23 protein-coding genes are annotated in these 23830 nt (G+C 59.0%); 12 read left to right on the forward strand and 11 right to left on the reverse strand.

What is annotated here, in order from left to right:
• Positions 1-106: 106 nt before the first annotated feature.
• The gene (locus A0U94_RS09760; RefSeq protein WP_231878089.1) at positions 107-640 is read left to right on the forward strand and encodes a hypothetical protein; all 534 of its coding nucleotides are present in this window, start codon (positions 107-109) and stop codon (positions 638-640) included.
• A 131-nt stretch (positions 641-771) separates the two neighbouring features.
• Positions 772-1071 (forward strand): hypothetical protein, encoded by a 300-nt coding sequence (locus A0U94_RS09765; protein ID WP_077803233.1) that lies wholly within the window; start codon positions 772-774, stop codon positions 1069-1071.
• A 12-nt stretch (positions 1072-1083) separates the two neighbouring features.
• Here the strand turns inward: A0U94_RS09765 and A0U94_RS09770 are convergent, their stop codons facing one another.
• Positions 1084-2118, reverse strand: coding sequence for an exodeoxyribonuclease VII large subunit (locus tag A0U94_RS09770; RefSeq protein ID WP_077803234.1), 1035 nt, complete (start codon positions 2116-2118; stop codon positions 1084-1086).
• A gap of 93 nt (positions 2119-2211) precedes the next feature.
• On the opposite strand from A0U94_RS09770, the gene A0U94_RS09775 reads away from it, so the two are divergent.
• Together A0U94_RS09775 and A0U94_RS09780 are read left to right on the forward strand one after the other, a co-directional pair.
• A complete protein-coding gene (locus A0U94_RS09775; protein WP_077803235.1) occupies positions 2212-2610 on the forward strand; it encodes a DUF4186 domain-containing protein in 399 nt (132 codons plus the stop codon).
• Between the two features lie 138 nt (positions 2611-2748).
• Positions 2749-3852: a linear amide C-N hydrolase gene (locus tag A0U94_RS09780; RefSeq protein ID WP_077803236.1), complete on the forward strand. Its 1104-nt coding sequence runs from the start codon at positions 2749-2751 to the stop codon at positions 3850-3852.
• 4 nt (positions 3853-3856) lie between these two features.
• Here the strand turns inward: A0U94_RS09780 and A0U94_RS09785 are convergent, their stop codons facing one another.
• Complete coding sequence (locus A0U94_RS09785) at positions 3857-5155, reverse strand: amino acid permease (protein WP_077803237.1); 1299 nt, start codon at positions 5153-5155, stop codon at positions 3857-3859.
• 37 nt (positions 5156-5192) lie between these two features.
• Entirely contained in the window at positions 5193-5654 is a 462-nt protein-coding gene (locus tag A0U94_RS09790; RefSeq protein WP_062031049.1) for an Lrp/AsnC family transcriptional regulator, read from the reverse strand.
• 123 nt (positions 5655-5777) lie between these two features.
• Here A0U94_RS09790 and A0U94_RS09795 point away from each other — a divergent pair, with 123 nt between their 5' ends.
• The gene (locus A0U94_RS09795; protein WP_077803930.1) at positions 5778-7253 is read left to right on the forward strand and encodes an aminotransferase class V-fold PLP-dependent enzyme; all 1476 of its coding nucleotides are present in this window, start codon (positions 5778-5780) and stop codon (positions 7251-7253) included.
• 68 nt (positions 7254-7321) lie between these two features.
• Positions 7322-8068, forward strand: coding sequence for a T2 family ribonuclease (locus tag A0U94_RS09800; protein ID WP_149026745.1), 747 nt, complete (start codon positions 7322-7324; stop codon positions 8066-8068).
• 2 nt (positions 8069-8070) lie between these two features.
• Here A0U94_RS09800 and A0U94_RS09805 read toward each other — a convergent pair whose 3' ends face one another.
• Both A0U94_RS09805 and A0U94_RS09810 read right to left on the reverse strand, forming a co-directional pair.
• Positions 8071-8961, reverse strand: a complete 891-nt coding sequence (locus A0U94_RS09805) for a transporter (protein ID WP_062031076.1) — start codon at positions 8959-8961, stop codon at positions 8071-8073.
• 78 nt (positions 8962-9039) lie between these two features.
• Positions 9040-11511, reverse strand: coding sequence for a membrane-bound PQQ-dependent dehydrogenase, glucose/quinate/shikimate family (locus tag A0U94_RS09810; RefSeq protein WP_062108561.1), 2472 nt, complete (start codon positions 11509-11511; stop codon positions 9040-9042).
• A gap of 429 nt (positions 11512-11940) precedes the next feature.
• On the opposite strand from A0U94_RS09810, the gene A0U94_RS09815 reads away from it, so the two are divergent.
• Positions 11941-12846: a helix-turn-helix domain-containing protein gene (locus A0U94_RS09815; protein WP_077803239.1), complete on the forward strand. Its 906-nt coding sequence runs from the start codon at positions 11941-11943 to the stop codon at positions 12844-12846.
• Here the strand turns inward: A0U94_RS09815 and A0U94_RS09820 are convergent.
• Both A0U94_RS09820 and A0U94_RS09825 read right to left on the reverse strand, forming a co-directional pair.
• A complete protein-coding gene (locus tag A0U94_RS09820; RefSeq protein ID WP_077803240.1) occupies positions 12821-13201 on the reverse strand; it encodes an ArsC family reductase in 381 nt (126 codons plus the stop codon). The two genes, A0U94_RS09815 and A0U94_RS09820, sit on opposite strands and share 26 nt — an antisense overlap.
• A gap of 17 nt (positions 13202-13218) precedes the next feature.
• Entirely contained in the window at positions 13219-13950 is a 732-nt protein-coding gene (locus A0U94_RS09825) for an SDR family NAD(P)-dependent oxidoreductase (RefSeq protein WP_077803241.1), read from the reverse strand.
• Positions 13951-14085: 135 nt separating this feature from the next.
• Between A0U94_RS09825 and A0U94_RS09830 the strand changes: the two genes are divergently transcribed.
• Entirely contained in the window at positions 14086-15765 is a 1680-nt protein-coding gene (locus A0U94_RS09830) for a SulP family inorganic anion transporter (RefSeq protein ID WP_077803242.1), read from the forward strand.
• Here A0U94_RS09830 and A0U94_RS09835 read toward each other — a convergent pair.
• Positions 15752-16102, reverse strand: a complete 351-nt coding sequence (locus A0U94_RS09835; RefSeq protein WP_062108574.1) for a zinc ribbon domain-containing protein YjdM — start codon at positions 16100-16102, stop codon at positions 15752-15754. The genes A0U94_RS09830 and A0U94_RS09835 overlap by 14 nt on opposite strands.
• Before the next feature lie 151 nt (positions 16103-16253).
• Here A0U94_RS09835 and A0U94_RS09840 point away from each other — a divergent pair, with 151 nt between their 5' ends.
• Both A0U94_RS09840 and pstS read left to right on the forward strand, forming a co-directional pair.
• On the forward strand, positions 16254-17183 hold the full coding sequence (locus A0U94_RS09840; protein ID WP_077803243.1) for a Dyp-type peroxidase: 930 nt from the start codon (positions 16254-16256) through the stop codon (positions 17181-17183).
• A 76-nt stretch (positions 17184-17259) separates the two neighbouring features.
• Positions 17260-18249: a phosphate ABC transporter substrate-binding protein PstS gene (gene pstS, locus A0U94_RS09845; protein WP_077803244.1), complete on the forward strand. Its 990-nt coding sequence runs from the start codon at positions 17260-17262 to the stop codon at positions 18247-18249.
• Between the two features lie 22 nt (positions 18250-18271).
• Here the strand turns inward: pstS and A0U94_RS15920 are convergent, their stop codons facing one another.
• Positions 18272-18439 (reverse strand): hypothetical protein, encoded by a 168-nt coding sequence (locus A0U94_RS15920; protein WP_158093527.1) that lies wholly within the window; start codon positions 18437-18439, stop codon positions 18272-18274.
• A 20-nt stretch (positions 18440-18459) separates the two neighbouring features.
• Between A0U94_RS15920 and A0U94_RS09850 the strand changes: the two genes are divergently transcribed.
• Both A0U94_RS09850 and ppk2 read left to right on the forward strand, forming a co-directional pair.
• Positions 18460-19917, forward strand: coding sequence for a carbohydrate porin (locus A0U94_RS09850; RefSeq protein ID WP_077803245.1), 1458 nt, complete (start codon positions 18460-18462; stop codon positions 19915-19917).
• Positions 19918-20018: 101 nt separating this feature from the next.
• Positions 20019-20936 (forward strand): polyphosphate kinase 2, encoded by a 918-nt coding sequence (gene ppk2, locus A0U94_RS09855; protein ID WP_062108582.1) that lies wholly within the window; start codon positions 20019-20021, stop codon positions 20934-20936.
• Positions 20937-20997: 61 nt separating this feature from the next.
• Here ppk2 and A0U94_RS09860 read toward each other — a convergent pair whose 3' ends face one another.
• Both A0U94_RS09860 and A0U94_RS09865 read right to left on the reverse strand, forming a co-directional pair.
• Entirely contained in the window at positions 20998-22143 is a 1146-nt protein-coding gene (locus A0U94_RS09860) for an acyltransferase family protein (protein WP_077803246.1), read from the reverse strand.
• Positions 22144-22262: 119 nt separating this feature from the next.
• Entirely contained in the window at positions 22263-23537 is a 1275-nt protein-coding gene (locus A0U94_RS09865) for a hypothetical protein (RefSeq protein WP_077803247.1), read from the reverse strand.
• Between the last annotated feature and the right edge of the window lie 293 nt (positions 23538-23830).

Genomic DNA, 23830 nt, shown 5'->3' on the forward strand with positions numbered 1-23830 from the left:
GACCTGCCCTACTCCGTTTCTTGAAAACTCGGGCATCCTCCATAGCACCGCCACAGCAGAGCGACAGGGGGCATCAACAGTTTTTCATTAAGTTGACTCTATAATCTTGCTCAAACCCTCCGTTCCTGCGACGGTTCCGCGCGATATGGCACCATTCGTCCGACATTTCCGTTCGCAGCGGGGCTTTGTCCCGCACTCAGCACTCCTGATGGGCGGGCTGCTTCTGGCAACCCCCCTGCTGTCAGGGTGCAAGCTGCTGGACCAGCGCACGTTCAATCCGGACGCAGGCAAGCCCCCTCACCCTTTTATCCCGCCCGCGCCTCCGGGACCGCCGCCGCACGCTCCGTTCCTGTCCATTCCGGACGGCACCCCGGAATCCGAGTACGGCCCCATTGTCGAACGCGCCGCGAAAGCCGCCCTGTCGCGCAAGGCAAATGTCCTGTTCATCGTGCAGGCCTTCGCGCCGCCCCAGCCCAGCCCGGATACGCAGGCACAGGCGCTGACGGACGTGACCGACCATCTGGCAGCGGGCGTTGCCGCCCATATCGAAAAGGCGGGCGCCCAGTCCATCCAGATCGAAATGCATGCGATGACTGACCCGTCGGCCACAAAACCCTTCGTCCGCGTGGACGTGCGCTGAGCTTCCGCTGTATGCAAGCACTCCTTTCAATCCGGCGGGCACTGCATCAGGTGATTTTGGTTCCAAATTGACGCACGATTGCTCCGGCTGCTACGGATTTTAAGGTTGCTCAGGAAAAGAGGTCCGAGGCCATGTCAAGAACAGACGCTCTGCTTGCCCTGACAGGAATTTCCGGTGTCATCAGCGGTTACATGGGACATATGACTGCTGCCGAACTGGCGCTGGGCATTCTGTATGCAGGTTTCATACTCCGCCTCGGTCAACGGGGCGTTCGGGGCCAACTGACCCTCTTGACCTATATTCTCGCTCTGAACACCGTGCTGTTAGAGGGCCATGGGTATGGTCGCCTGGGTCTGTGCCTGTTTCTTGGAGCCATGGCCATCGCCGTTTTGCGGATGACCGGAGCACTCCGCGAAACGTCCATCCCCTGAGACTCTCATTCCTTACAGCAGTCGGGTAAGCAGCAGGCCGATGGCTGCGCCAGTCGCAAGCAGGATCAGCCCGTTGCGCAGGCGTGTTCCGACCGGTGCCCGTTCCGGCACGACATCCAGCGCCACACTGTCCCGGAGCGCAGCCATTTCTTCCTGCTGCGCACGGGCTTCTTCCTGTTCCTGCCAGACCCGGCCACTCATACGACGGATGTAGTGTCCGGCATCGGCGGGCGTTGTCGCGGCATGATCTACAACGCGCTCGGCGAGCGTACGGTTGGCCGTATGACCCAGCCCCAGAACGCGGTGCGCCGAACAGACGGCCAGCGCTTCCATCACCTGCGGATTTTCAAACACCACGAAATCTGACGCATCTCCGCCCCCGCGGATCAGGACAATAATCTCCTCCCTGCAGGTGCCAATCGCTTCTGCCAGACGGCCGGGATCGTTCATGGCCGTGGGCAGGCTTCTCACACGTTCCGGGCGCCAGGCTCCCCCGAGCGCCTGAAGGAAGTCTTCCGCCACCAATGCGCTTGAGGCCGCTGAATGGATCAGCAGAAGGCGCGCTTCCGGTCGGGCAGGATAGGGATGCGAGGCGCAGGGCAGCCCCCGCAGAACATCCAGCAGAGATCGCTCGACACGTTCGACCTTCTGTCGCGCCGGATCATGAAGCTCAACAGCCACTGCCTCGAAACGCAGTACAATCTGCCCCCGGTATTGCCGCGCCCGCAGCATGCCGGTCACATGGACATGATCGCCGGGCCCGACACCCGCCCGCGCCAAAACAGATTTCTGCACTTCCAACGACAGGGTGGTGCCGAACTGCGGGTCAGTCAGCGGAAGCTGGTAATATTTGGGATAGGAATTGGGCGCGGCATCGCCAAGCTGCCCGGCCACGATCAGCGGAAAGCCCCAGTCGTCGAAAGCAGCACAAATTTCTTCCAGCCGCGCAGAGAACAGGTCCTGTACCTGTAGTGGAGAAAGAACCGTCAGTGTTGTCGTGTCTCCTGCCCCGGAAGATGAGCGGGAGCGTCTCGGAAAAGCGTCCATCCGTCACCATATGGAGAAAGAACAAATGTTCTTACAGGGGGCTTGCAGGCTCTCACGCGATTTTTTGCCTGTTTTTCAGAAGGTTGTGGATTAGTGAGCCGTTTCAACCCCCAGGATCTCTTCGAACGTCTTGCCCGATCCCGCTTCCGCTCACGCTTTCATCTGGACGATCAGGCCCGACTCTATCTGGAAAACCGGGGCCTCGACGCCGTTATGGATCATGGAGCGGCTTTCGTCGCCGAACGCCTCGCACCGGCACACCCGCAGCGCGATGGCAAACAGACGCCCATGCGCGGTCATCCGGTGTTCATCGCCCAGCATGCCACGGGAGCCTGTTGCAGAAGCTGTCTGTCCAAATGGCACGGCATGGAGCCGGGAAAACCCCTGACGCACGAGCAGCAGGAACAGATCCTGCTGACTCTCCGAAGCTGGATCGAGCGGGACTTCGGACAAGCCGTTCCCGGAAACCCGGCGCAGGGTGTGCTGTTATAGAAGTGTCGTTTCCGGATCCGGAATATAACTTTACTCGGAATTAAGAAATATTCCGATAAATAACAGGCTCTTATTGAAGATAATTATTTCGGATTATCCACAAAAATAATTGCGAAACGTGCTTTTCAGGACAGAATCATGAAAATAATTTCTCTTTCCAATATTATCCTTTCCTCCGCCTTGCTGCTCCCTGCCATCGGGCAGGCCTGCTCAAGTCTGGCGATTACAGATAACAAAGGCCATGTCTTTCATGGACGCACGCTGGAATTGCCCGAAGACCTGCCGTCATGGCTGACTTTTTATCCGGCGCAGACGGCATTTCAGAAAAAATCACCCAACGGCAGTGCCGGAGCACATTACAAGTCTCTCTATCCCATCCTGGCGATTACAACGCCCATCTATGAGGATGGCGACGACCATAACATGCTTGAAGGGATGAACGGGGCGGGCCTGTCTTTCAGCGCCAATATGGTGCCGGACGCCACGCTTACTCCGCTTGCGGAGTCAGACTACCGGGAGTCCATCCCCGTGACATCGCTGGGGGAATGGGCACTGGCCAATTTCGCCACCGTGGATGAGGTCCGAAAGGCCGTTGATCAAGGGCATTTCTGGTCCCCCGTCCTGGCCAGACTGGGAGGTGTGAAATCGCCTTTCCATTTTGCGTTTTACGACAAGAACGGCGGAAGCATCGTCGTAGAGGCGCTCAATGGAAAATTCCATGTTTATGACAACCCCACCAAGGTCATGACAAACGGACCGGATTTCCCGTGGCATCTGCAAAACCTGAACAATTATACACAACTGACCAATCAGGACAGATCATCGGCCATTCTGGGAAGCATCAAGGTCGTCCAGCCGGATAGCGGAATTGCGGCTTCGGATCTGCCCTCCTCCGACACTTCTGTAGGGCGCTTCATTCGTGGCGTTTACTACACCAGCTATGCACCCGTGGCCCAGTCATCGGGGGATGCGATCAATATTCTGGCGCACATCATGAACCGGTTCGACCGCATGAAAAACATTACCACCGATACACTGGGCGGCGAGACACAGAAGGCGTCCGGTAAAACCGTTTCCGAATATACTGTCTGGACGGCACTCTCTGACCTCAGCGACGGGGCGATGTTCGTTCGGGGATACAAGGATATCAGTTACAGGAAATTTTCACTCCAGACGTTTCATGACACACCAAAACCGGTCTTTGAAAAAATCAACGACCGGGATCTGGGGGTGCCTTACTAAGTCATCAATCCGGCTGGCGCCGTGGAACAAAGCGTTCTGCGGCGAAGATCAGCAGCAGCGCGCCGGCGCCGAGAATGATCTGTGAGCGCGTTTCGGGCTGGATCAGCATGGCGATCAACGTACAGGCGATCAGCACAAGCGCCGCATAGGCCTTCCAGGAGGACTCCCGCACCAGTTTCAGACGTCCGGCCACAATCATGGTGTTGTTGAACACCATGAACCCGCCCGTCAGACTGACGAGCAGTCCGAAGATCAGCGTTGGCGACAGTACAGCCACAGCCGCGACGAGAACGGAGGCCAGCGCACTCACCAGAATGGCCCGGCGGGGAAGTTTCGTGGATGTATCCACCGTCAGGAACAGCCCTGGCGCAGACCCGGATTCCGCCAGTTCATACAGAATACGCGACGTCACATAGATCCCGGAATTGAGGCTGGACAGCGCCGCCGTCATGACCACGACCGCAAGGGCTACGTCCGCAAACGGCACGTGCAGGCGGTGCAGCACCAGCAGAAACGGCGAATAGCCCGGTACGACATCACTCCACGGTACCAGACAGAGGACCAGCGCGATCGAAACGATGTAGAACCCACCGATCCGCAGCGCGATGGAGCGCGTCGCGCGGACGATGTTCTGTTCCGTATTGTCGGATTCAACGGCTGCAACGGTGGAAATCTCGCTGCCGCCCATGGAAAACAGAATGGTCGGGATAACCGCCAGCAGTGCCAGCCAGCCATGCGGCAGCAGGCCGCCATGCGCGAACAGGTTTTCATGCACTGGAACAGGGCGGCTCAGCAGCGCCCAGACGCCTATTCCGATAAAGCAGACGATCGCGAGAACCTTGATGGCCGAGAACCAGTATTCGAATTCCCCGTACCCTTTGACGGACATGAGGTTCACCCCCGTCATCAGAGCCATGATAAGCACCTCGATGACGGCATAAGGCAGCGGAATATAGGGGGCGAGCATTGTCGCGACCGCAATGACCTCCACTGCAATCGCAATGATCCATGTCAGCCAGTACGCCCAGCCCGCGACAAAAGCCGCCCGTGCTCCGAGCGCATACTGGATCTGCCCCAGAAATGAGGCCCGTCCCGGCACTTTCAGCGCCAGATCGCGCATCATCAGATTGACCAGAAACACCAGCGTTCCGGCCAGCGCATAAGAGAGCAGGACCGCAGGGCCACCCAGCGAGAGTGCCGCGGACGCCCCGATAAAATATCCTGCCCCGATCACCCCCCCGAGGGCGATCATGACGACATGGCGCGTACGCAGACTGTGGGCAAGCTGGTCGGGCTGGCTCATGGACAAAAAACTTCCTGCTGTGGACGGGATGGGCGTTTCAGACCGGAAGGTCCCTGTTGTCCGCCAGGGTTTCCATGGTCATGTATGACGTGATGGCATCGAGTTCCACCTTGCTGATGATCTGCTGATACACACGATCGAAATCGTTCATGTCGCAGGCCACCACCTTCAGAAGATAATCGTATTCGCCCGCGATCCGATAAAAATCAACTATGTTCGGTATCGAACCGACAACCTTACGGAATGTCTCGAACCATTCCCGCGAATGGTGGCGCGTGCGCATCAGCACGAAGACCGTCAGTGTCAGGCCCAGCGCGGTCGCATTGAGACGGACCGTATCGTGAGCGATCACGCCATCCTCACGCAGGGCATTCAGCCGTCGCCAGCAGGCATTCTGCGACAGCCCGACCTTTTCGGCGAGTTCACGCTGCGAGGGCGTGCCCTGCTTCTGCAGGATTCTCAGGATCGCTCTATCCGTTTGATCGAGTTTTCTGGCCATATCGCATCATATGACCACAAAAAGGATTTTTCATCCTTAAAAAAGAAGCGGTTTTTACTCATTCCATCGGTCTATCGTTCCTTCATCACGCAGGGCCATCACGGACGGGGAAAACATCGCGCCATGGAAACGATCGGCAATCTCGACAACAGCACCGCCATTCTTGAACAGTTCGAGCAGTCCCTGCGCAGTAACGGGCTACCCGCGCTTGCCAAGGGCGTGATCGGCGATGGTGCGAAATTCTCGACGCCGTTCGGTACGCAGTCCCTGCTTTACGCCGATTATGTCGCCTCCGGCCGTGCGCTGAAGCAGATCGAGACGTTCATTATGGACGAAATCCTACCGTTCTATGCCAACAGCCATACCGAAGCATCTTTCTGCGGCGCCTACATGACGCGCCTGCGCAACAGCGCCCGCGCAACCATCGCGCAGCTGTGCCACGCCCCCTCTCCCGATTTCACGACGATCTTCATGGGCAATGGCGCGACGGCAGGACTGAACCGTCTGGTGCACCTGCTAGAAATTCCGGCGCTGTGTGATGCAGGAAAGCGGCCAATCGTTTTCATCGGCCCTTATGAGCATCACTCCAACATCCTGCCCTGGCGCGAGAGCGGTGCGGAGATCGTCGAAATTCCCGAGGCGGCCGAAGGTGGGCCGGACTTGAATGTTCTGGAACAGGCGCTGAAATCCTGCCCGGCAGACCGTCTGAAAATCGGCTCGTTCTCGGCAGCTTCCAACGTCACGGGCATCCTGACGGATGTGAACGCCGTCAGCGCCCTGCTCAAGCGAAATGGTGCCCTGTCGATCTGGGACTATGCCGGAGCCGGACCGTACTGCCCGATCGACATGCAGCCCGGAACGCCGTTCGAGAAAGATGCGATTGTCGTTTCCTGCCACAAATTCATCGGTGGCCCTGCGGCTTCGGGCATTCTGATCGTGCGCAACGCCGCGATCTCGCGCACGCTTCCCGTTCTTCCAGGCGGAGGCACCGTACGGTTCGTCTCCCCATGGAACCACGATTACTCTGCCAATCTCGCGTCTCGCGAGGAAAGCGGGACGCCGAACGTGATCGGGGACATCCGCGCCGCGCTGGCCTTTATCGTCAAGGACGTCATTGGCGACGCTTACATGGCGCAGCGCAATGCAGAACTGCGCGCCCGGGCCGTAAAAGCCTGGAGCGGCAATCCCGCCATCGAAATTCTGGGGCATCCGACCGCTGCCGCGCTTCCGATCTTTTCATTCCGGATCCGCGATGTGAAGAACAACGTGTTCATCCATCAGCAGCTTTTCACACGCATGCTGTCGGACCGTTACGGCATTCAGGTTCGTGGCGGCTGTGCGTGTGCAGGCCCTTACGCGCACCGTCTGCTGGAAATTGACGAAGATGAGTCCGATCAGATCCGCAGCGCCATCCTGTCCGGGCAGGAAATCGAGAAGCCCGGCTGGACGCGCCTGAATTTCAGCGTGCTGATGGATGACGGCAAGGTCGAGCGTATCCTCAACGCGGTCAATGAACTCGCCAGCAACCCCTGCGAAACCGCCGCCCAGTATGACTGCGACATCACCACGGCGCGTTTTCGTCCGAAGGTTGCAGCCTGAAACAGGCTTGAAATCCGTCCCGTCGCAGGTCAACGTCTTCATTGCATAAACGTTATGGGACGCCTGCGATGAGACGGTGGATGGGTGTGTGGGCCGCAGGGCTTTTCCTCGCGTTGGGCGGGTGCGCAGCTGAAGGGCCCCTGCACCCGGCGACCGGGCGCCAGTTTTCGGCTTATACGCTCGAAATCGGCTGGACACCCAGCCTGCACCGGATCGGCAGTACGAACCGCACCGATACTCTCGCTGCCCCGGCCCGGACCCTTTATCTATGGGCTTTCAGGGGCTCTATTCCGCGGGATCTTCAGAACGCTGGCGTTTCGGCCGATAACTGGCGTGACCGAGGGTGCCGGTCCTACGGTCCGGTTCACTTCCCGCCGGTTGTCCTCTCGCCCGCCCTGAGAAAAGACCTCATCGCCCTGACGCCCGGAGAAACGGACACAGGGCTGAGCTGGGACTACCAGGTCCGTGCGGCGTGTCTGGGCTTTGCGCAGGAGGATTTCTTTGAGGAAGCGGCCCGAACCTATACCGCTTTCAGCAACAGTCCGGCTGCAGCCATTCTGAGGGGAAGTGCAGGAAAGACGGTCCGTCGTGACGCGCTGATCAGCGATCTTGCCGCGTCTTTGGGGAGCCGCCGGAAAGAGGCAATCCGTCTGCGCTGTGCGACGGATCAGATATCCCGGGAGGCCGTGTTCGACCGGGTCTATATAGGCATCCGTGCCCGACGGCTGGCGCTTTTTCCTGCGGCATCCTCGCTCGCGGATGAACCGCCCACGAGTGCGCCCTGCCCGGAAAGTTTTCTCATTCCGGCGCCCTGATCTCAGAACAGATAGGCGATCTTCATGTAATAGGCGTTCGTCTCTGGCACGTTCCGTCCCTCGACGGAATGAGAATAACGTGGCGTGAACGACAGGCGTTTGGTGATGTAGAACATCGCACCGACGCCAAGTGCTGTTTCGCGACTGCTCGAATTGGCGACCCAGAGATTGGATGTGTTGTCGTGCATACCGCCGCTGTTCTGCCAATCGAGCGAAAAGAACGGCTCGAAGCGTGATGTGGCTTTCCAACTGAAACGCAGGTTCGTGTAGAACACGTTGCCGGGTGAATAGCTGTGCTCGCCGTTGCGGTGTTTGGTCGAACTCACGACACTGCCCAGATCGCCATCGAAGCTGAAATGCTTCCATTCATAGTCGAAAATGATGCTCGACAGGTTGGCCCAGTAATGCATTGCCATGGAATCCCGCGTGCCTGACGGGGTCTCCATGAAGGTCTGGATGCCCAGTGTGCTGTGTTTATTGGGCTTGAACCAGGCTGCCGGCCCCACAATCGTCGTCCCCAGACCACCCCAGTTCTGCCCGTTGGCCAGAGTATAGGCCTCGGACTGGATCAGCTCGAACGCGAAACTGACATGGGGGATCGCGTCGAAGCTGCGGAAATGCACGTATTTCGTCATGCCGCTCCAGGTGTGACTGCCACCCCGCGCCCGGCGCTGGCCGCCACTGTCATAGACCGATCCGGCGGCGTTTCCATCACCGTACTGTACGACCACGTTGAACGGCTTGAAGTCCACCGGCAGGTCGTATTCGTGCGGGCCGATAATGGCCAGGGGAATATCCGCGGCATGAGCGGCAACGCCCGGGACGAGAGCAACAGCAGGCAACCAGGCTGTCAGGGCACCAAGGCGCACTCCGAGCGTGAATTTGCGACGCATGACGTGAATTTCCATAGAGATTGAGCGGGAGTGTGGAGCGTGTCCTCAGGGGGACACGCTCCGTCCATAAGCGGATGCTCAGTGCGCGGCGGCGCCCTGGTCTCCGTTCAGGCTGTAGGCGATGATATAATCACCGCTGCGGGTGCCAAGGCCCCCATGACCACCGGCGGCGATCACAACATACTGCTTCCCATCAATTTGATAGGACATCGGTGTTGCCTGTCCGCCTGCAGGCAGACGGTCCTGCCAGATGACCTTGCCGTTCGACATGTCGAAACCACGCAGATAATCGTCGGCCGTCGCCCCCATGAAGGACACGCCGCCCTTTGTCAGGACGCTGCCACCGATGTTGTACATCCCGGTCGGAAGCGGGAGGTTGTTATGCGTCCGGAAAGGACCCGTGTCGCGTGTGGTGCCGACGGGGTGCTGCCAGACGATCTTCTTCGTCACCAGATCAATGGCCGTGATCTTGCCCCAGACCGGTCCCTTGCAGGGGATCTGAAGCGGGTTCAGCCACGGGCTGGTATAGGCGATGTAGGGCGTGCCGTAGTCCGGGGAAACGCTCAGCGCATCGCCCTTGGCTTCAGGCTTGTCGCCCTGACCGTTCCACTTCGGCAGAATGCCGGAATTTTCGGCCTTCTGACGCTTCTCCAGACGGATCCGGAACGGCAGGTAGCTCGCATTGGCGATCAGCAGTTTGCGCTGCGGGTCAATGGAAGCACCCTGCCAGTCAACCACCCCATAGAATGCCGGATAGACGATCGTCGTCTTGCCAACATGCGGCGGCGTGAACTGACCTTCGTAAGCGGACTGACGGAACTGGATGCGGCAGATCATCTGATCCAGCAGCGTCGCACCCCACATGTCGCTTTCCTTGAGGTCCGGCGGCGTCAGGGACGGCAGACCGACAGCGAAGGGCTGCGTCGGGGAGACATGGTCATCCGCTGCAACACCCGCGGTCGGAACCGGACGTTCCTCGACCGGGTAACCCGGAACCGGTTTGCCGGTACGACGGTCCAGAACGAAGAACTCACCGCGCTTCGTGCTCTGGATCAGAGCCGGAATGTTCTCGCCATTCGGGCCGGGCAGATCGACCATGGACGGTCCGATGGCCAGATCCATGTCCCACAGATCGTGATGCACGGTCTGGAAGGTCCAGCGGCGCTCACCCGTCTCGACATCGAGAGCAATCGTGGCGCTGGAAGTCGCGTCATCGAACGGACGGCGCGAGCCACCCCAGTTATCCGGCGGCGAATTGCCCATCGGCAGGTACAGAAGACCCAGATCCGGATCAGCCGTGTAAACGCCCCATGCGTTCGGGGTGTCACGTGTCAGCTCGTCGTTCGGGCCGGGCTTCCAGTTTTCCGGATTATGACCGGCATCCCAGGCCCATTCGATCTCGCCGTTGATCGGGTTGAACGCACGGATTGCACCGGAGGGCTCGAAATTCGCCTGGTTGTCAAAAATCCACCCACCCAGAACCACGCGATCCTTCACCACCAGCGGCGGAGACGTCACGAAGTGGAAGCCATGCGGCACATGACCAAGATACTGGCGCAGGGAAATGAAGCCGTGCTCGCCGAAATCTTCGCAGGGCTTGCCGGTTTCAGCATCAACCGCCAGAAGGCGTACGTCGCCGACCGGGGAGAAAATGCGCTTCTGGCAGGCCTTGGAGCCATCCGGAGCCGTGTAGTCGTCCGGCGCCTTGTAGAAAGAGACACCACGGCAGGCCAGATAGACGTTCGCAGCCAGATCCTCGGCAGCAGGCTTGGGATCGAACTTCCACTTCACCTTGCCCGTCTTGGCATCGAGCGCCATGACCCAGTTATGCGGCGTGCAGAGATAGAGCGTGTCATCGACCTTGATCGGGGTGACTTCAAGGTTGAACTCGTGGCCCTGATCGGGACCTGCAACAACGCCTTCATCCGCCTTCTGGACGTCACCCGTACGGGTCACCCAGGCGCGCTTGAGGTTGCTGACATTCGCAGGCGTAATCTGGCCCAGCGGGCTGTAGCGGTCCCCACCCACAGTACGGCCATAAGCCGGCCAGTCGGCGTCGGGCGTGTCCTTGGCCGTCAGGTCGGACTGGTTGGTTGCGGCCATACGGTCTGCGGGAAGCGTGCCGTTGATGGAGTAGGACGTGAAGCAGCTTGCGATAATCGCAACCATCGCGATGACGGCCGAGCCGAGAAGCTCGCGCTTGTCCGAAACCCAGTTCTGACCGGTCCGCCACACCCATGGCAGCAGCATCCAGGCCGCGATGCCGACGAGCGTGAAGAGACGGACTTCCAGTCCCCAGATGTCGAACCCGACTTCAAGAACGGACCAGATGGTCGCCACCAGCAGGAGCGCGGCATAAAGACGCGCGGCCAGCAGGGGATTCCTGAAGCTGACACCCGCAGCCGCAAGCATCACAAGGCCCAGAAGGGCATAGAACCACGAACCACCGAGAACGAGGAGATATCCCCCCCCTCCCAGCAGGAAAAGCCCGACAACTGCGAGCAGGATAGAGGTTAATGGAGACATTACCCTCTGGAGTGAAGCAGACATGACACCTCGTTCTTGCGAAAAACGAAAACCATTCTCTCTGAAATGATTTGTCTTTCCTGATCATCGGCGGAACGCGATACCGTTGGCGCTCCGTCATGGCTGTGACGGACGGGACAGCTCTGTTTGTGCATCAGGAGCGGCAGTGACCGGCGCTTGCAAAAGCCCCGGCTTTCATGCCTGTGTCCCTTCCGACCCACAGCACTGAACCGGAAAAGAAAGGAGTGTTGCGTTACCGATGGCCTGCGAAGAAACACACCCGATACGCAACGCTTCGCCTTTTCCAGAACCCGTCATTCCCGAATGTCTTCGCCGCAGGCTATCCTGTATGGTTGCACCCTCACCCGATTGTGACTGTCTGCGGCGCACCTGTCGCAGATCTGCGACAGGTTTTAGGCACCGGGTGCCTTATCCCGCCGCACGGGGAGCACAATGACCACTGCCACCGCCCGGACATGCCTGTCGGATTCCTGGACGAGATGCTCCACGAACTATAATCTGGACCCGTCCGAACGCTGGGAAACGCAGGTGCTCAGCCAGCCTGAACTGCGCTTTGTCAGCGGCCGCACGCAGCGGCTGATCCAGAGCGCCCTTCCGGAAATGCAGCGCCTGCATACGCTGGTGGACCCGCTGGACTTCACGGTCATGCTGGCCGACCCGACCGGCATCGTCCTCTCGCGTCACACCCAGCGCAGCAATCTGAGCGGGTGTCGGCGGTGGCGTTTTCAGGCGGGTGCGGTCTGGAATGAAGCCAATGCCGGGACCAACGCGATCGGGACCTGCCTGCGCGAAGAACGCCCGGTTATGGTCGTTCACGACCAGCACTGGCGTCTGTGCTTCCGCAAGCTGACCGGCATGGCCGTGCCGGTTTACAATTCCATCGGGGAACTTGCAGGGGCCATCGACATCAGCTCATTCGTGGCCGAGAACGTCCTGCCCGCGGCGGCACTCCTGATGGATGCGCTCCAGACGACAGCCCGGCGCGTGGAGGAAAAACTGTTTCACGACCGCTTCCGGGAGGACATGATCCTGACCCTGGGGCCATCGACATCGTCCTCGGCCATGCTGGTTGCGCTGGATCGGGACGGCCATATCCGGGGCGCCACCCATGCCAGCCGTCGGCACATGAACTGGCCGGAAGGCGAACTGGCCGGCCTGCCCGCACTCCTGCCGCTGCTCGACAGTCAGGAAGAGCCGAATTTCCGGCGGGCAGAAGCTCAGGTCATCCGCTCCGCCCTCGGGACGGTAGGTGGCAATGTGAGCGCGGCCGCACGTCTTTTAGGCGTGAGCCGCGCCACACTGCACCGCAAGATCAGGGCGCTTGGCCTAGATCACTAGGGCCAGACAGGGCTGCCGCGTAATCGTCGGGACGGAACCCGACCAGCAGCACATCCGGCCCTTCCAGCACGGGACGCCGGATCATGGCGGGATGTTCCAGCATAAGGGCCAGAGCCCGTTCCGTATCCAGAGCATCCCGAAGTTCGGGCGGCAGTTTGCGAAACGTCGTTCCCGAACGGTTCAGAAGCTTTTCCCAACCCAGTTTCGCAACCCAGCCCTCCAGCCGCGCCTGCGGAACACCGTCTTTGCGATAGTCATGGAAACTGGCCGCAACACCGTGCCCGGCCAGCCATGACCGGGCCTTGCGCATCGTATCGCAGTTGGAAATTCCATAAATCGTGACGGATATGGGCATGAGGTCTGTCTCCGGTCTCAGGCGACGAGGCCGCCATCCACCAGAATGGATGCGCCCGTGATGTAAGAGGCATCGGGGCTGGCGAGGAAGGATACCGTGCGGGCAATGTCATTGACCTTGCCGTAGGATTCCGTAGCCGTGAAGCTGCGGATAACGGCGGCACCCTCGCCATCTTCGGGGTTGAGATCCGTTGCGATCGGGCCTGGCTCGACGACATTCGCCGTAATCCCCTGCGGTCCGAGATCCCGCGCCACGCCTTTTGCAAACCCGATCAGACCGGCTTTCGTCGCGGCGTAAAGCGAAATCCCCTGAAACGGTGCGCGCTCGCCAAAAGCCGAACCGATATAGATCAGGCGTCCGCCCGCCTTCATGTATTTAAGAGCTTCAACCGTCTCGATCATTGCCGCACGCAGGTTGAGGTTCAGAACATCCTCGATCTGCGACACACTCATCTGGGCAATCGGGCCATAGGGATAGATGCCCGCATTGCACACGAGTGTATCCAGACGCCCGAACGCTTCATGAGTCTTCGTGATCGCTGCGATATTGCCGTCTGTGCTGCCACCATCAGCCTGCACCGCAACCGCACGACGCCCCAGTGCTTCGACCTCGGCGACAACTTTCTGAGCAGCCTTTTCATTGCGGGCATAGGTAAGGGCAATATCGAAGCCATCCTGCGCCAGTTTCAGCGCAATGGCCGCGCCGATACCGCGTGATCCACCTGTAACGAGAGCCACTCTCTGGGTCATGATCCTGTTCCTTCTGAATGCGCTGACGAAAGATCCGTCTCTAGCGGCCGGATCATGCGGCATTTTCGAGCCGGACCCAACCACCTCCCTGACATTGTGAAGACATCCCTTCATCAAGAGCCTAAAACACATGTCATGTCGGAACAGCAGAACCCCACCAGAACCCGTCGCGGTTGGCCGGATATTGTCGCAGGTCTTTCCCTTGCTTCGGTGAATATTCCGCAGGTTCTGGGTTATACGCGCATCGCGGCCATGCCGGCGGTCACAGGCCTTTATACGGTCCTTCTGCCGCTTGTGGCGTTCGCAGCCTTTGGGTCCTCCCGGCATCTGGTTGTGGCGGCCGATTCCGCAACGGCGGCCATTTTCTCAAGCGCCATCGGCAAAATGGCACCGGCGGGAAGCCCACATTACATGGCGCTCGTCAGCATGACAGCGCTGCTCTGCGCGGCTCTCCTGCTTGTGGCGCGGGTCTTTCGGCTGGGATTTCTGGCGGATTTCCTGTCCCGCACCGTTCTCACCGGGTTTCTGGCGGGTGTGGGCGTACAGGTCTGCATCGCCATGCTTCACGACATGCTGGGCGTGTCCGTCAGCGCGCATAACCCGCTGCTTCAGGCGTATGACACGCTTCGTCAGCTTCCGCAGGCAAGCCTTGTGGTCGCCGGGCTTTCCGCTTTTACGGTCGGGGTTCTCATGACCGGACAGCGTCTCGCCCCGCATCTGCCAGCCGGGCTTTGTGTCGTCATCGGGAGCATCGCCCTGAGCATGGGGCTGAACCTGCCGCATCACGGCGTTCCCACACTCGGCCATGTCGCAGGCGGGTTGCCGCATTTCGGCCTGCCTGGCGTCTCATGGAACGAACTTCTCGGCCTCCTGCCCGTGGCCGCGTCGTGCGTGTTCGTCATCATCGCACAGAGTGCCGCCACGTCCCGGGTCTTCGGAGAGCGGTTTCATGAAACCGTCGATGAAAACCGTGACCTTCTGGGGCTGTCCGCCGCAAATATCGCTGCCGGTCTGAGCGGTACCTTCACCGTCAATGGCAGCCCCACCCAAACCGCCATGGCTGTGCGTTCCGGTGCACGCAGTCAGATCGCGCAGGTGACGTTTGCCTGCGTGACGCTCATGGTGCTGCTGTTTCTGACACGCCCGCTGGAGGCCCTGCCCCGCTGCGTTCTGGCCGGGATCGTTTTTACTGTCGCCATTGGTATGATCGACCTGAAAAGCCTGCGCGCGATCGGGCAGGAAAGTCCGGGCGAGTTCTGGCTGGCCATGACGACCGCCGCCGTTGTCGTAGGGATTGGTGTTGAGGAAGGCATTTTCCTCGCCATCGCGCTCTCGCTGTTTCGCCATGTCCGACACAGCTACGAGCCCCATACGGTGGTCCTGCAACAGGCCGCAGGCACAGGAATTCTGGAAGCCCTGCCTGCGAAGAACGGGCTGGAAACGGTTCCGGGCCTCATCGTCTTCCGGTTCTGCGCGGATCTGTTCTACGCTAACTCGACGCGCTTTCGTCAGGACCTTCTGGCTCTGGTGGACCACGCCCCGCACCCGGTCCGCTGTGTCGTCCTTGACGCAAGTCCCGTCACGGACATCGACTATTCCGCCGCCGCCGACCTGCGGGACCTGATCGCGCAGCTCCAGCAGCGCGGGATTACACTGATGTTCGGGCGGGTGAGCGTCTATCTGCGCTCAGACATGGACCGCCATCACATCACTCCCGCCCTCGGAGCCGATAATATCTACCCGGAACTGCATACAGCGCTGAAAGCCGCCCACGATATTCTGGGAGGCCCTGCGCCGTCCGTCAGGCTTTCCTGACGAACTCGGATTTCAGGTTCATCGCCCCGATCCCGGCGATCTTGCACGCGATATCGTGCCCGTCTCCGCCGTCCGACAGGCGGATGTTCTTCACCTTGGTCCCGCCTTTGACGACCATGGACGAGCCCTTGATCTTCAGATCCTTGATGACCGTCACTGTGTCGCCATCCGCCAGAACATTGCCGTTGGCATCACGGATCTCGCCGGAAGCCTCGCCGCTTTCCGCTGCCGTCTCGGCCGGGTTCCACTCATGCGCACATTCCGGGCACATCCACAGCGCGCCGTCAGGATAAACATGTTCGCACCCGCAGACCGGGCATTTCAGATTGCTGTCCATGATGACCTTTTTTCGTTTATGGCCGGACCCTACTGCACGCAGTCCGTATTTCAAAACGGGGATTGGCCGTTTTCATAACCTGTTCGTTTGACAGGACGCGCGCTATCAACAGCCAGACATATATTGCCACGCTGATGGAAAGACTGTTCCGATGTCCGACGCTACGCCCCAGCCCGTTGCCGCCCCCCTGACGCGCGCCGCCATTTTCCTTGTCCTGAACATCAATCCCGGCACGGAAGCGGAAAAGACCATCCGCAGCCTTTGTGCAGATCTTTCCGGCCTGCGCCGCACAGTCGGCTTCCGGGATCTGAACGGGCAGCTTTCCTGCGTTCTGGGGTTCGGATCGACCGCATGGGACCGTCTTTTTCCCGGCCCGCGTCCACAGGAACTGCATCCGTTTCAGGAAATCAAAGGCGTCCATCACGCCGTCTCCACACCTGGCGACATGCTGTTCCATATCCGCGCCACCCGCATGGACATGTGCTTCGAAATGGCCAGGCTGGTCATGGAGCGCCTGCGTGCCGTCTGCACGGTTGTAGATGAAGTCCACGGCTTCAAATATTTCGACGACCGGGACCTGATCGGTTTCGTGGACGGCACGGAAAACCCTGAAAATGCCGCGGCCTGCGAGGCCGCCATCATCGGCGACGAAGATGCGGCATTCAAAGGCGGAAGCTACGTCATCACGCAGAAATATTTCCACGATCTCGACGCCTGGAACACCCTGCCCGTCGAGATGCAGGAAAAGATCATCGGCCGCAAAAAGCTGTCCAATGTTGAACTCGATGACAAAACAAAACCCGCCTATGCCCATAACGCCCTGAATGTCGTGACGCGCAACGGCAAACAGGTCGATATCCTGCGCGACAACATGCCGTTCGGTGAGGCTGGCAAGGGCGAGTTCGGCACCTATTTCATCGGCTATGCCCGCTCCCCGTCCGTCACGGAGGAAATGCTGCACAACATGTTCGTCGGCAAACCCGCAGGAAATTACGACCGTCTGCTGGATTACAGCCGTCCCGTCACGGGCTCGCTGTTCTTTGTTCCGTCGGCCGATTATCTGGACGGTATCGACGCCTGATCGTGCAAAGAAGCGTGGTCACACGCTCGCCCGTAATGATAGACAAACCGGGCCATAAAGCGGAGCGTGGTTGAGCATGTATCACTGGGGCAAGCGGATCGCGCGCTGCGTGATGGGCGTTCTTGGAGTCCTTTTCTGCGGGACGGCCTATTCCGCTGACCTCACCGGCGGCGGGTCCAGCTTTGCCGCTCCGCTTTACCGGGGCTGGGGCGAAGGTTTTCATCGCCAGACCGGCCTGTCCCTCACCTATCAAAGCGTCGGCTCCGGTGCAGGACAAAAGCTCGTTATGGCTGCGGGCGTGGATTTCGGAGCCTCGGATCTCCCTCTCGCGGGCACCTTGCTGGACTCAAACAGCCTCTATCAGTTCCCGACCGCACTGGGCGCGATCGTGGTGATTATCAACGTCCCCGGCGTTGCTTCCAACCAGATGAAACTGGACGGCCCAACGCTCGCCGCGCTGTTTGACGGCACGATCACAACGTGGGCCGATCCACGTCTCCGGGCCCTGAACCCCGGCCTGCGCCTGCCGGATCTGGATGTGCTCCCCATCCACCGCGAGGAAGCCTCGGGCACCAGCCATGTTTTCGTGGATTATCTGCATAATGTCGCGCCCGACTGGAAAGCCGGGATGTGGGCTGACGGACCCGAAGCGCGGGGCAATGACGGGGTCGCGGCCAGCGTGCGCCAGTCCATCGGAGGCATCGGCTTTGTGGAATATGCGTTCGCGCGCCAGAACAGGCTCAATACCGTCCGGCTGAAAAACCATGCAGGGCAGTTCGTCATGCCCGACAGAACGTCATTCACCCGTGCCGCCACCAGCGCGGACTGGTCGCACGCTGACCATTACGCCGTGAATCTTCTCCAGGCCACGGCGCCACAGGCCTGGCCAATCATGACCGCAACCTTTGTTCTCGTACCTGCCCATCCGACAGACAAAACGGCAGCCGCCGCCACAAAAACATTTTTCAGATATGGCCTGAAACAGGGCGACGACGTGGCGCGGGATCTGGATTACGTGCCGCTGCCCCTGAGCGTTAAAGACCGGATCCTGTCCGGCTGGCCCTGAACCCCGCAAAGTCATAATAACTTCACTTCACATCCCCCGCCCCGTCCTGTGAATGGTCCGGACAGTCCATACCCTCAGGGAAGGGAAGCCGTCTTGCCAGACCGTGTTCCGGATCATTGCCGATCGCCGCATGTCTCCAGCCCTGCTGGAGCGCTTCATCCGGTTGTCCCGGCGCTGCGCCTGTCCGCATTCATCTGACGGGATACCGGCATGTCCGAAGGATGTTCTCCTTCGCTCCTGCGGCCGACGGGCCGATGTTTTGCGCTGGTTTTCCTGATCGGAACCGCACGGGCGGCAACAGCGCCGCTTGTCACCGATGTCCTGCCATCAGGCGTCCCCCTGCCCTCCCCGGCACCGGGGTTCGTTTTGCCCCCTGAAGATACGGGCACCGAACTTCTCGGAGATATCGGCGGCGCACGATCCTGGCTGGGCCGGAAAGGGGTCCGGTTCAATCTTCAGGATGTCGAGGAAGTCTGGGGCCTCGCTTCCGGCGGCCTGCACCCCGGTCCGACCTATGACGGCATGACGGCCGCAACACTTCTGCTGGAAACACGCCGGGCCTTCGGATGGCATGACGGGTTGTTCAATATCAGCGCCATTCAGGTCCGGGGACGGTCTCTGGCCGGAGAACGTCTTGGCTCCCTCAACCCGGTCAGTGGTTATGATGCCGGCCGGACGACCCGCCTGTTCGAACTCTGGTACGGGCAGGGGTTTTTCGGAAACCGGCTGGATATCCGCGTCGGGACAATTGATCTGGATACCGAATTTCTAGTCAGCCAGAACGCGTCCCTGTTCCTGAATGCCAGTTTCGGCTGGCCGCTCTCGACATCCAGCAATCTCTATTCGGGCGGTCCTTCCTGGCCGTTTTCCGCCGTCGGAACACGGATCAAATGGTCCCCCGCCTACCCGCTCGTGCTCATGCTTGCCATCACGGACGACAATCCGACCCGAGGTCCCTTCTACAGCACCCTCAGTCCAACACGGATCGACCCGTCGGGAACAACCTTTTCCACCAAAGGCGGCACGCTTTTCATGGGAGAAGCCCAGCTCTGGGTCGATGCGGCACAGAGCCTTTCGGGAAAAGACGCCCCTGCCCTTCCGGGAACATGGAAAATTGGTGGGCTGTACGATACAGGCCGCTTTCCGGACCCGCGTTTCGACAGTCATGGCGGCCTCCTGGGCAGTCCGGACAGTACCGGCACACCTTTATACCACTCCGGCACCTGGCTGGGATATGTCGTGCTCGATCAGGCGCTCTGGCGAACAGTCGGCGATCCGGTCAAGGCCATCAACACTTTCGTACGCGCCACAATGGCCAGCGGCACCCGAAACCGTCTTACCGCCGAGGTGGAAGCCGGTCTGACCTTTCAGGGCTTTGTCCCTTCGCGCCCCAATGATGTAATCGGAATTGGCTGGGGAACAGGATTTTTCAGCCATCGCGCCAAAGAAAACGCACGGGATGTCATCTGTCTTTCAGACAGCTCGGCCAGACTTCTGGTGCCAGAAAACCATATCGAACTGACATGGCAGGTTCCGGTCCGCGATTACCTCACCCTCCAGCCGGATTTCCAGTATTTCTGGAATCTGGGTGGCCAGGAACCTGTAAAAGGCGCCGCATCCGTATCGCGGGGAGCAGTTCTGGGTCTGAACATGACCACGTCCTTCTAAAACCGGTTTTATGATTTCAATTAAGTTTCAAACTTCGGTTCCGCTTTGCCCGGTAAGGTTCTCTTCACGGCCTGTAAAGCCGGTGACAAAGGAACCAATTCATGACGCAGGACAAGGATTTCGGCGGTCTCTCGCCAGACGAACAGGCTCGGGAGCGCATGCGCTACGAAATCATCGATGACCTGGATGAAGAATTCGAGCTTTCTCTTGAAGAAAACGAAGGCAAGAGCCTCGATCCTGCGGAGCGTGCCTTTCGTCGCCTCTATTTCCGCGAACTGATCCGCCTGCAGGGCGAACTCATCAAACTGCAGGACTGGGTCAAAGCCAGTGGCGAGCGGATTGTCGTACTCTTTGAAGGCCGGGACGCTGCTGGCAAGGGCGGCGCGATCAAACGCATCACCCAGCGTCTGAACCCCCGGATCTGCCGCGTCGCCGCCCTGCCAGCCCCAAATGACCGCGAGCGCACGCAGTGGTACTTCCAGCGCTATGTGGCGCATCTTCCGGCCGCTGGTGAAATCGTTCTCTTTGATCGCAGCTGGTACAACCGGGCCGGCGTTGAACGCGTCATGGGGTTCTGCACGGACGAAGAATATGAAGAATTCTTCCGCTCTGTTCCCGAATTCGAACGCATGCTGGTCCGCAGTGGTGTCCGGGTCATCAAGTTCTGGTTCTCAATCACGGACGAAGAGCAGGAATCACGCTTCCGCGCCCGGATCGAAGATCCACTGAAGCAGTGGAAGCTCAGCCCGATGGATCTTGAAAGCCGTCGCCGCTGGGAGAATTATACTCTGGCCAAGGAAATCATGCTGGAGCGTTCCAGCATCCCCGAAGCCCCGTGGTGGGTCGTTCCCGCCGTGGACAAAAAACGCGCGCGACTGAACTGTATCGCCCACTTCCTGTCTCTCGTGCCTTACGAACCCGTCAGCCGCACAGAAATTGTCCTGCCGGAGCGTGTATTCCATCCGGATTACGAACGCGAACCCACGCCTGAAACCATGCTCGTCCCCGAGCGGTACTAAAACACGCCTCCGCTCTTCCCGTGCCGCAACACGGGAAGAGATATCCCCTGCCTTGCTTCATTCATCCGCGCGACAAAGCGGTCCTGACATGGCGCTGGAGCTTTTTTCCAAAGTCATTGAAAGGAATTTCAACAAACCGATAGGAAAAATAAGACGCTCCCAAGGAAATGGCGAGAACCGGAACCAGCATCAGGACCATCTGTACCGGAAGCGCATAAGGCAGCAGGAAAGACGACATCAGCCGCGCAGTCACGACAATAACCAGAAAATGAACGAGATAGATCCCAAAGGAAATATCTCCAATCCAGACCAGCCAGCGCGCTGAAAGCAGTCGGGACATGTGGTTCTGCGTCGCAAGACCATAAATGATGAAGGCAGAAAACACTGCTTCGATCAGGCTGCAAAGCGGATCATGAAATGAAAGGTCTGCCCGGCCGGTCACCACTTCCAGAATTACCCGCGTGCATACAAGCCCGATCACCATGGCATAAAAGAAAAGATCGGAATAACGACTGGCGTAAGACTGCAAAATTCTGAAGGTCAGAATTCCCACAACAAAATCCACCGTATACAAAAGCGGCAGGGTCTTTCCACCACCATCGGCGGCGAGAAACGACAGGACCGCAGCGACGATGAAAGTCAGGAGTGCAGGCCACAGACGCTTTGTGCAGGCTTTGACAAGGAATGGCAGTATCAACGCCACCAGCAATTCGCAGGCGATGGTCCAGTTCTGGGGAACGAGAGCACTGTTCATGCCAACAAAACACTTCGCCAGAATGGATGCGGATAGCGGCACCTCATGCGGCAGCAACCCGTCGAACCAGGGACTGGTGAATGGCACTTTCCAGGTCGAAAGCGTCGATTTCACATAAAGAAGCGACAGGGCCGTCACGACAGCAAGCAGCGGAACAATGCGGAAAAACCGCCGTACATAGAAGCCGAGCAGCTCGCTCAGACTTATGGCTCTGCTGAAAAATGATGGCGACAGCACGAAACCGCTGAGGACGAAAAACACGACAACGGCAGCATGCGAATTGAGAAAAATATCCTCATACGCAAGTCCGATGGATCCGCCTACGGGAAAGCAGATAATGTAATGGCGCAACAATACGATCATGGAAGCGATTCCCCGCAGCGATTGCAGGGAGGGAATATGATCGCCGGAAGGTCTGCTCAAACGGGCGGTTTCGGACGTCCTGTCAGACATTCTTTTTGCTTCTCCTGAAACGATTTTATCTCCGATATTAAGCCATTAGAAACAAAAAAGAAGCACCCATTCCTGGGTGCTTCTTTTTCAGTCCCGAAACATGCCGTTCACCGGAGCGATCAGCAGCCCCAGTGCGACGTGTTATGCGTCACAGACACCTGGGTGTGAGACGAAGACTGTCCCGACGACGAGAAGCAGCCACGCGAACCGCTGCTCTGCTGACCCCAGCTGGAAGAGCAGTTCCAGGCGCTGCCGGACTGGTAGGAGTTGCCACCGAACCAGTTGCTGCTGCCACAGCTGCTCGACTGCCAGCCCTTGCAGGAAGAGAAAGCATTGTTCCAGGCAGAGATGATCTGCTTCAGGGAAGAGGAGTAGTCGCAACCACCCGAACCAGAACCCCAGCCCCAGCTGGATCCGTGATCGCCACAACCGGAGGAGTTATGTCCGTCATGACCGCTCCAACCAGAGTGACCGCTGTTGCCGCTCGAGTTACCATCATGATGACCCCAGTGACCGCCATGACCGCCACAGTTGCTGCCACCCGAGTTGCTGCTGTTCGCGGACGTATCGGAAATCAGGTAGTTGCCGCTCTTGTCCTGTGTGATCGCAAGCGTTCCGGGTGTATAGCCGGAAGCCATCGTGACGTTGCTCAGGGTCAGCGTGTGATTGTCGCTTTCCTGCACGACGAGGCTGTAGCTGCCGTCCGTGTTCTTGACGTACGATGCCGAAAGCGGCGTCTCGCCAGTGTTGGCCGTGATACCGAACTGGGTCTTGGCGGAAACACCAGAGAAGCTGGTATCAACCGTTGTATCCGTACCGTTGAGGAAGAACTGCTCGCTCGACTTGGAGTCAAATGCAACAGACACGCCCGTTGCCAGGAAACCCGTGTAAACGGAGCTGGTGCCGGAAAGCGTAATGTGCATCGAATTGGCAATGTTGACGCCGTCCGTCTGGCTGCCAAACGTCGAATTGACCAGATTGAGCGTACCCTCGCCGTTCAGACGATCCCCTGCCCCCATGAAAACATTGCTGCGGTTGTTTTCGATGGTCAGCGTGCCGTTCATGACGTTGATGTCGCCAAGCTGAACTGCAGAAGCCGTATCAATCACGATGGAACCGTACTGCCCGACCTGGAAGGAACTGGTCGAAAAGACGGGAGAGGTTTCGCTGGACTGGCAGGAAGATGCCGTAATGTCGAGCGTGCCGTAGTCACCGATGGTCAGGCTTGGTACGGCCGTGGAGTTTGCCGTGCTCGCCACGGCTTCAGCCGTCGCGGTGGAACTTGTACCGGAAATATTGACATCATGATATGTGGTCGGAGACGCACCCGTCGACCAGTTCTTGACATTATAAAAATCGCCGCTGGTGCCGCCAGTCCAATAAGTCGAAGCCATGTCAAATTACCCTATACTATTGGGAGTAGTCCCAACACATTCCAAATCAATCCAAGGGCACCGAACTATTGAGTTAGCGCACTTTTGGATCGAATAATGTGCACTCACTCGCACATACGAAAAATCTTTGCTCATTAATAAGACGTTAAAGCATTTTTTTATTTATCAGCCTCGCGATCGAAGCCAGAACAAGCCGCGCACATCCGCACTGCAAACAGCCCCCCCCTCCAGGAAAAGAGGCAGCAAAAAAACATCGCGAAAAAATCCAGCGCAGATTCTTGGATGCAAGACTT

It is taken from the genome of Gluconobacter albidus, assembly GCF_002005485.1.
Lineage (GTDB): Bacteria > Pseudomonadota > Alphaproteobacteria > Acetobacterales > Acetobacteraceae > Gluconobacter > Gluconobacter albidus.

Coding starts and splice junctions, on each gene's coding strand:
- A0U94_RS09765 (WP_077803233.1), top strand. CDS start 772: ATGTCAAGAACAGACGCTCTGCTTGCCCTGACAGGAATTTCCGGTGTC.
- A0U94_RS09770 (WP_077803234.1), bottom strand. CDS start 2,118: ATGGACGCTTTTCCGAGACGCTCCCGCTCATCTTCCGGGGCAGGAGAC.
- A0U94_RS09780 (WP_077803236.1), top strand. CDS start 2,749: ATGAAAATAATTTCTCTTTCCAATATTATCCTTTCCTCCGCCTTGCTG.
- A0U94_RS09785 (WP_077803237.1), bottom strand. CDS start 5,155: ATGAGCCAGCCCGACCAGCTTGCCCACAGTCTGCGTACGCGCCATGTC.
- A0U94_RS09790 (WP_062031049.1), bottom strand. CDS start 5,654: ATGGCCAGAAAACTCGATCAAACGGATAGAGCGATCCTGAGAATCCTG.
- A0U94_RS09795 (WP_077803930.1), top strand. CDS start 5,778: ATGGAAACGATCGGCAATCTCGACAACAGCACCGCCATTCTTGAACAG.
- A0U94_RS09800 (WP_149026745.1), top strand. CDS start 7,322: ATGAGACGGTGGATGGGTGTGTGGGCCGCAGGGCTTTTCCTCGCGTTG.
- A0U94_RS09805 (WP_062031076.1), bottom strand. CDS start 8,961: ATGCGTCGCAAATTCACGCTCGGAGTGCGCCTTGGTGCCCTGACAGCC.
- A0U94_RS09810 (WP_062108561.1), bottom strand. CDS start 11,511: ATGTCTGCTTCACTCCAGAGGGTAATGTCTCCATTAACCTCTATCCTG.
- A0U94_RS09815 (WP_077803239.1), top strand. CDS start 11,941: ATGACCACTGCCACCGCCCGGACATGCCTGTCGGATTCCTGGACGAGA.
- A0U94_RS09820 (WP_077803240.1), bottom strand. CDS start 13,201: ATGCCCATATCCGTCACGATTTATGGAATTTCCAACTGCGATACGATG.
- A0U94_RS09825 (WP_077803241.1), bottom strand. CDS start 13,950: ATGACCCAGAGAGTGGCTCTCGTTACAGGTGGATCACGCGGTATCGGC.
- A0U94_RS09830 (WP_077803242.1), top strand. CDS start 14,086: ATGTCGGAACAGCAGAACCCCACCAGAACCCGTCGCGGTTGGCCGGAT.
- A0U94_RS09835 (WP_062108574.1), bottom strand. CDS start 16,102: ATGGACAGCAATCTGAAATGCCCGGTCTGCGGGTGCGAACATGTTTAT.
- A0U94_RS09840 (WP_077803243.1), top strand. CDS start 16,254: ATGTCCGACGCTACGCCCCAGCCCGTTGCCGCCCCCCTGACGCGCGCC.
- pstS (WP_077803244.1), top strand. CDS start 17,260: ATGTATCACTGGGGCAAGCGGATCGCGCGCTGCGTGATGGGCGTTCTT.
- A0U94_RS15920 (WP_158093527.1), bottom strand. CDS start 18,439: ATGCGGACAGGCGCAGCGCCGGGACAACCGGATGAAGCGCTCCAGCAG.
- A0U94_RS09850 (WP_077803245.1), top strand. CDS start 18,460: ATGTCCGAAGGATGTTCTCCTTCGCTCCTGCGGCCGACGGGCCGATGT.
- ppk2 (WP_062108582.1), top strand. CDS start 20,019: ATGACGCAGGACAAGGATTTCGGCGGTCTCTCGCCAGACGAACAGGCT.
- A0U94_RS09860 (WP_077803246.1), bottom strand. CDS start 22,143: ATGTCTGACAGGACGTCCGAAACCGCCCGTTTGAGCAGACCTTCCGGC.
- A0U94_RS09865 (WP_077803247.1), bottom strand. CDS start 23,537: ATGGCTTCGACTTATTGGACTGGCGGCACCAGCGGCGATTTTTATAAT.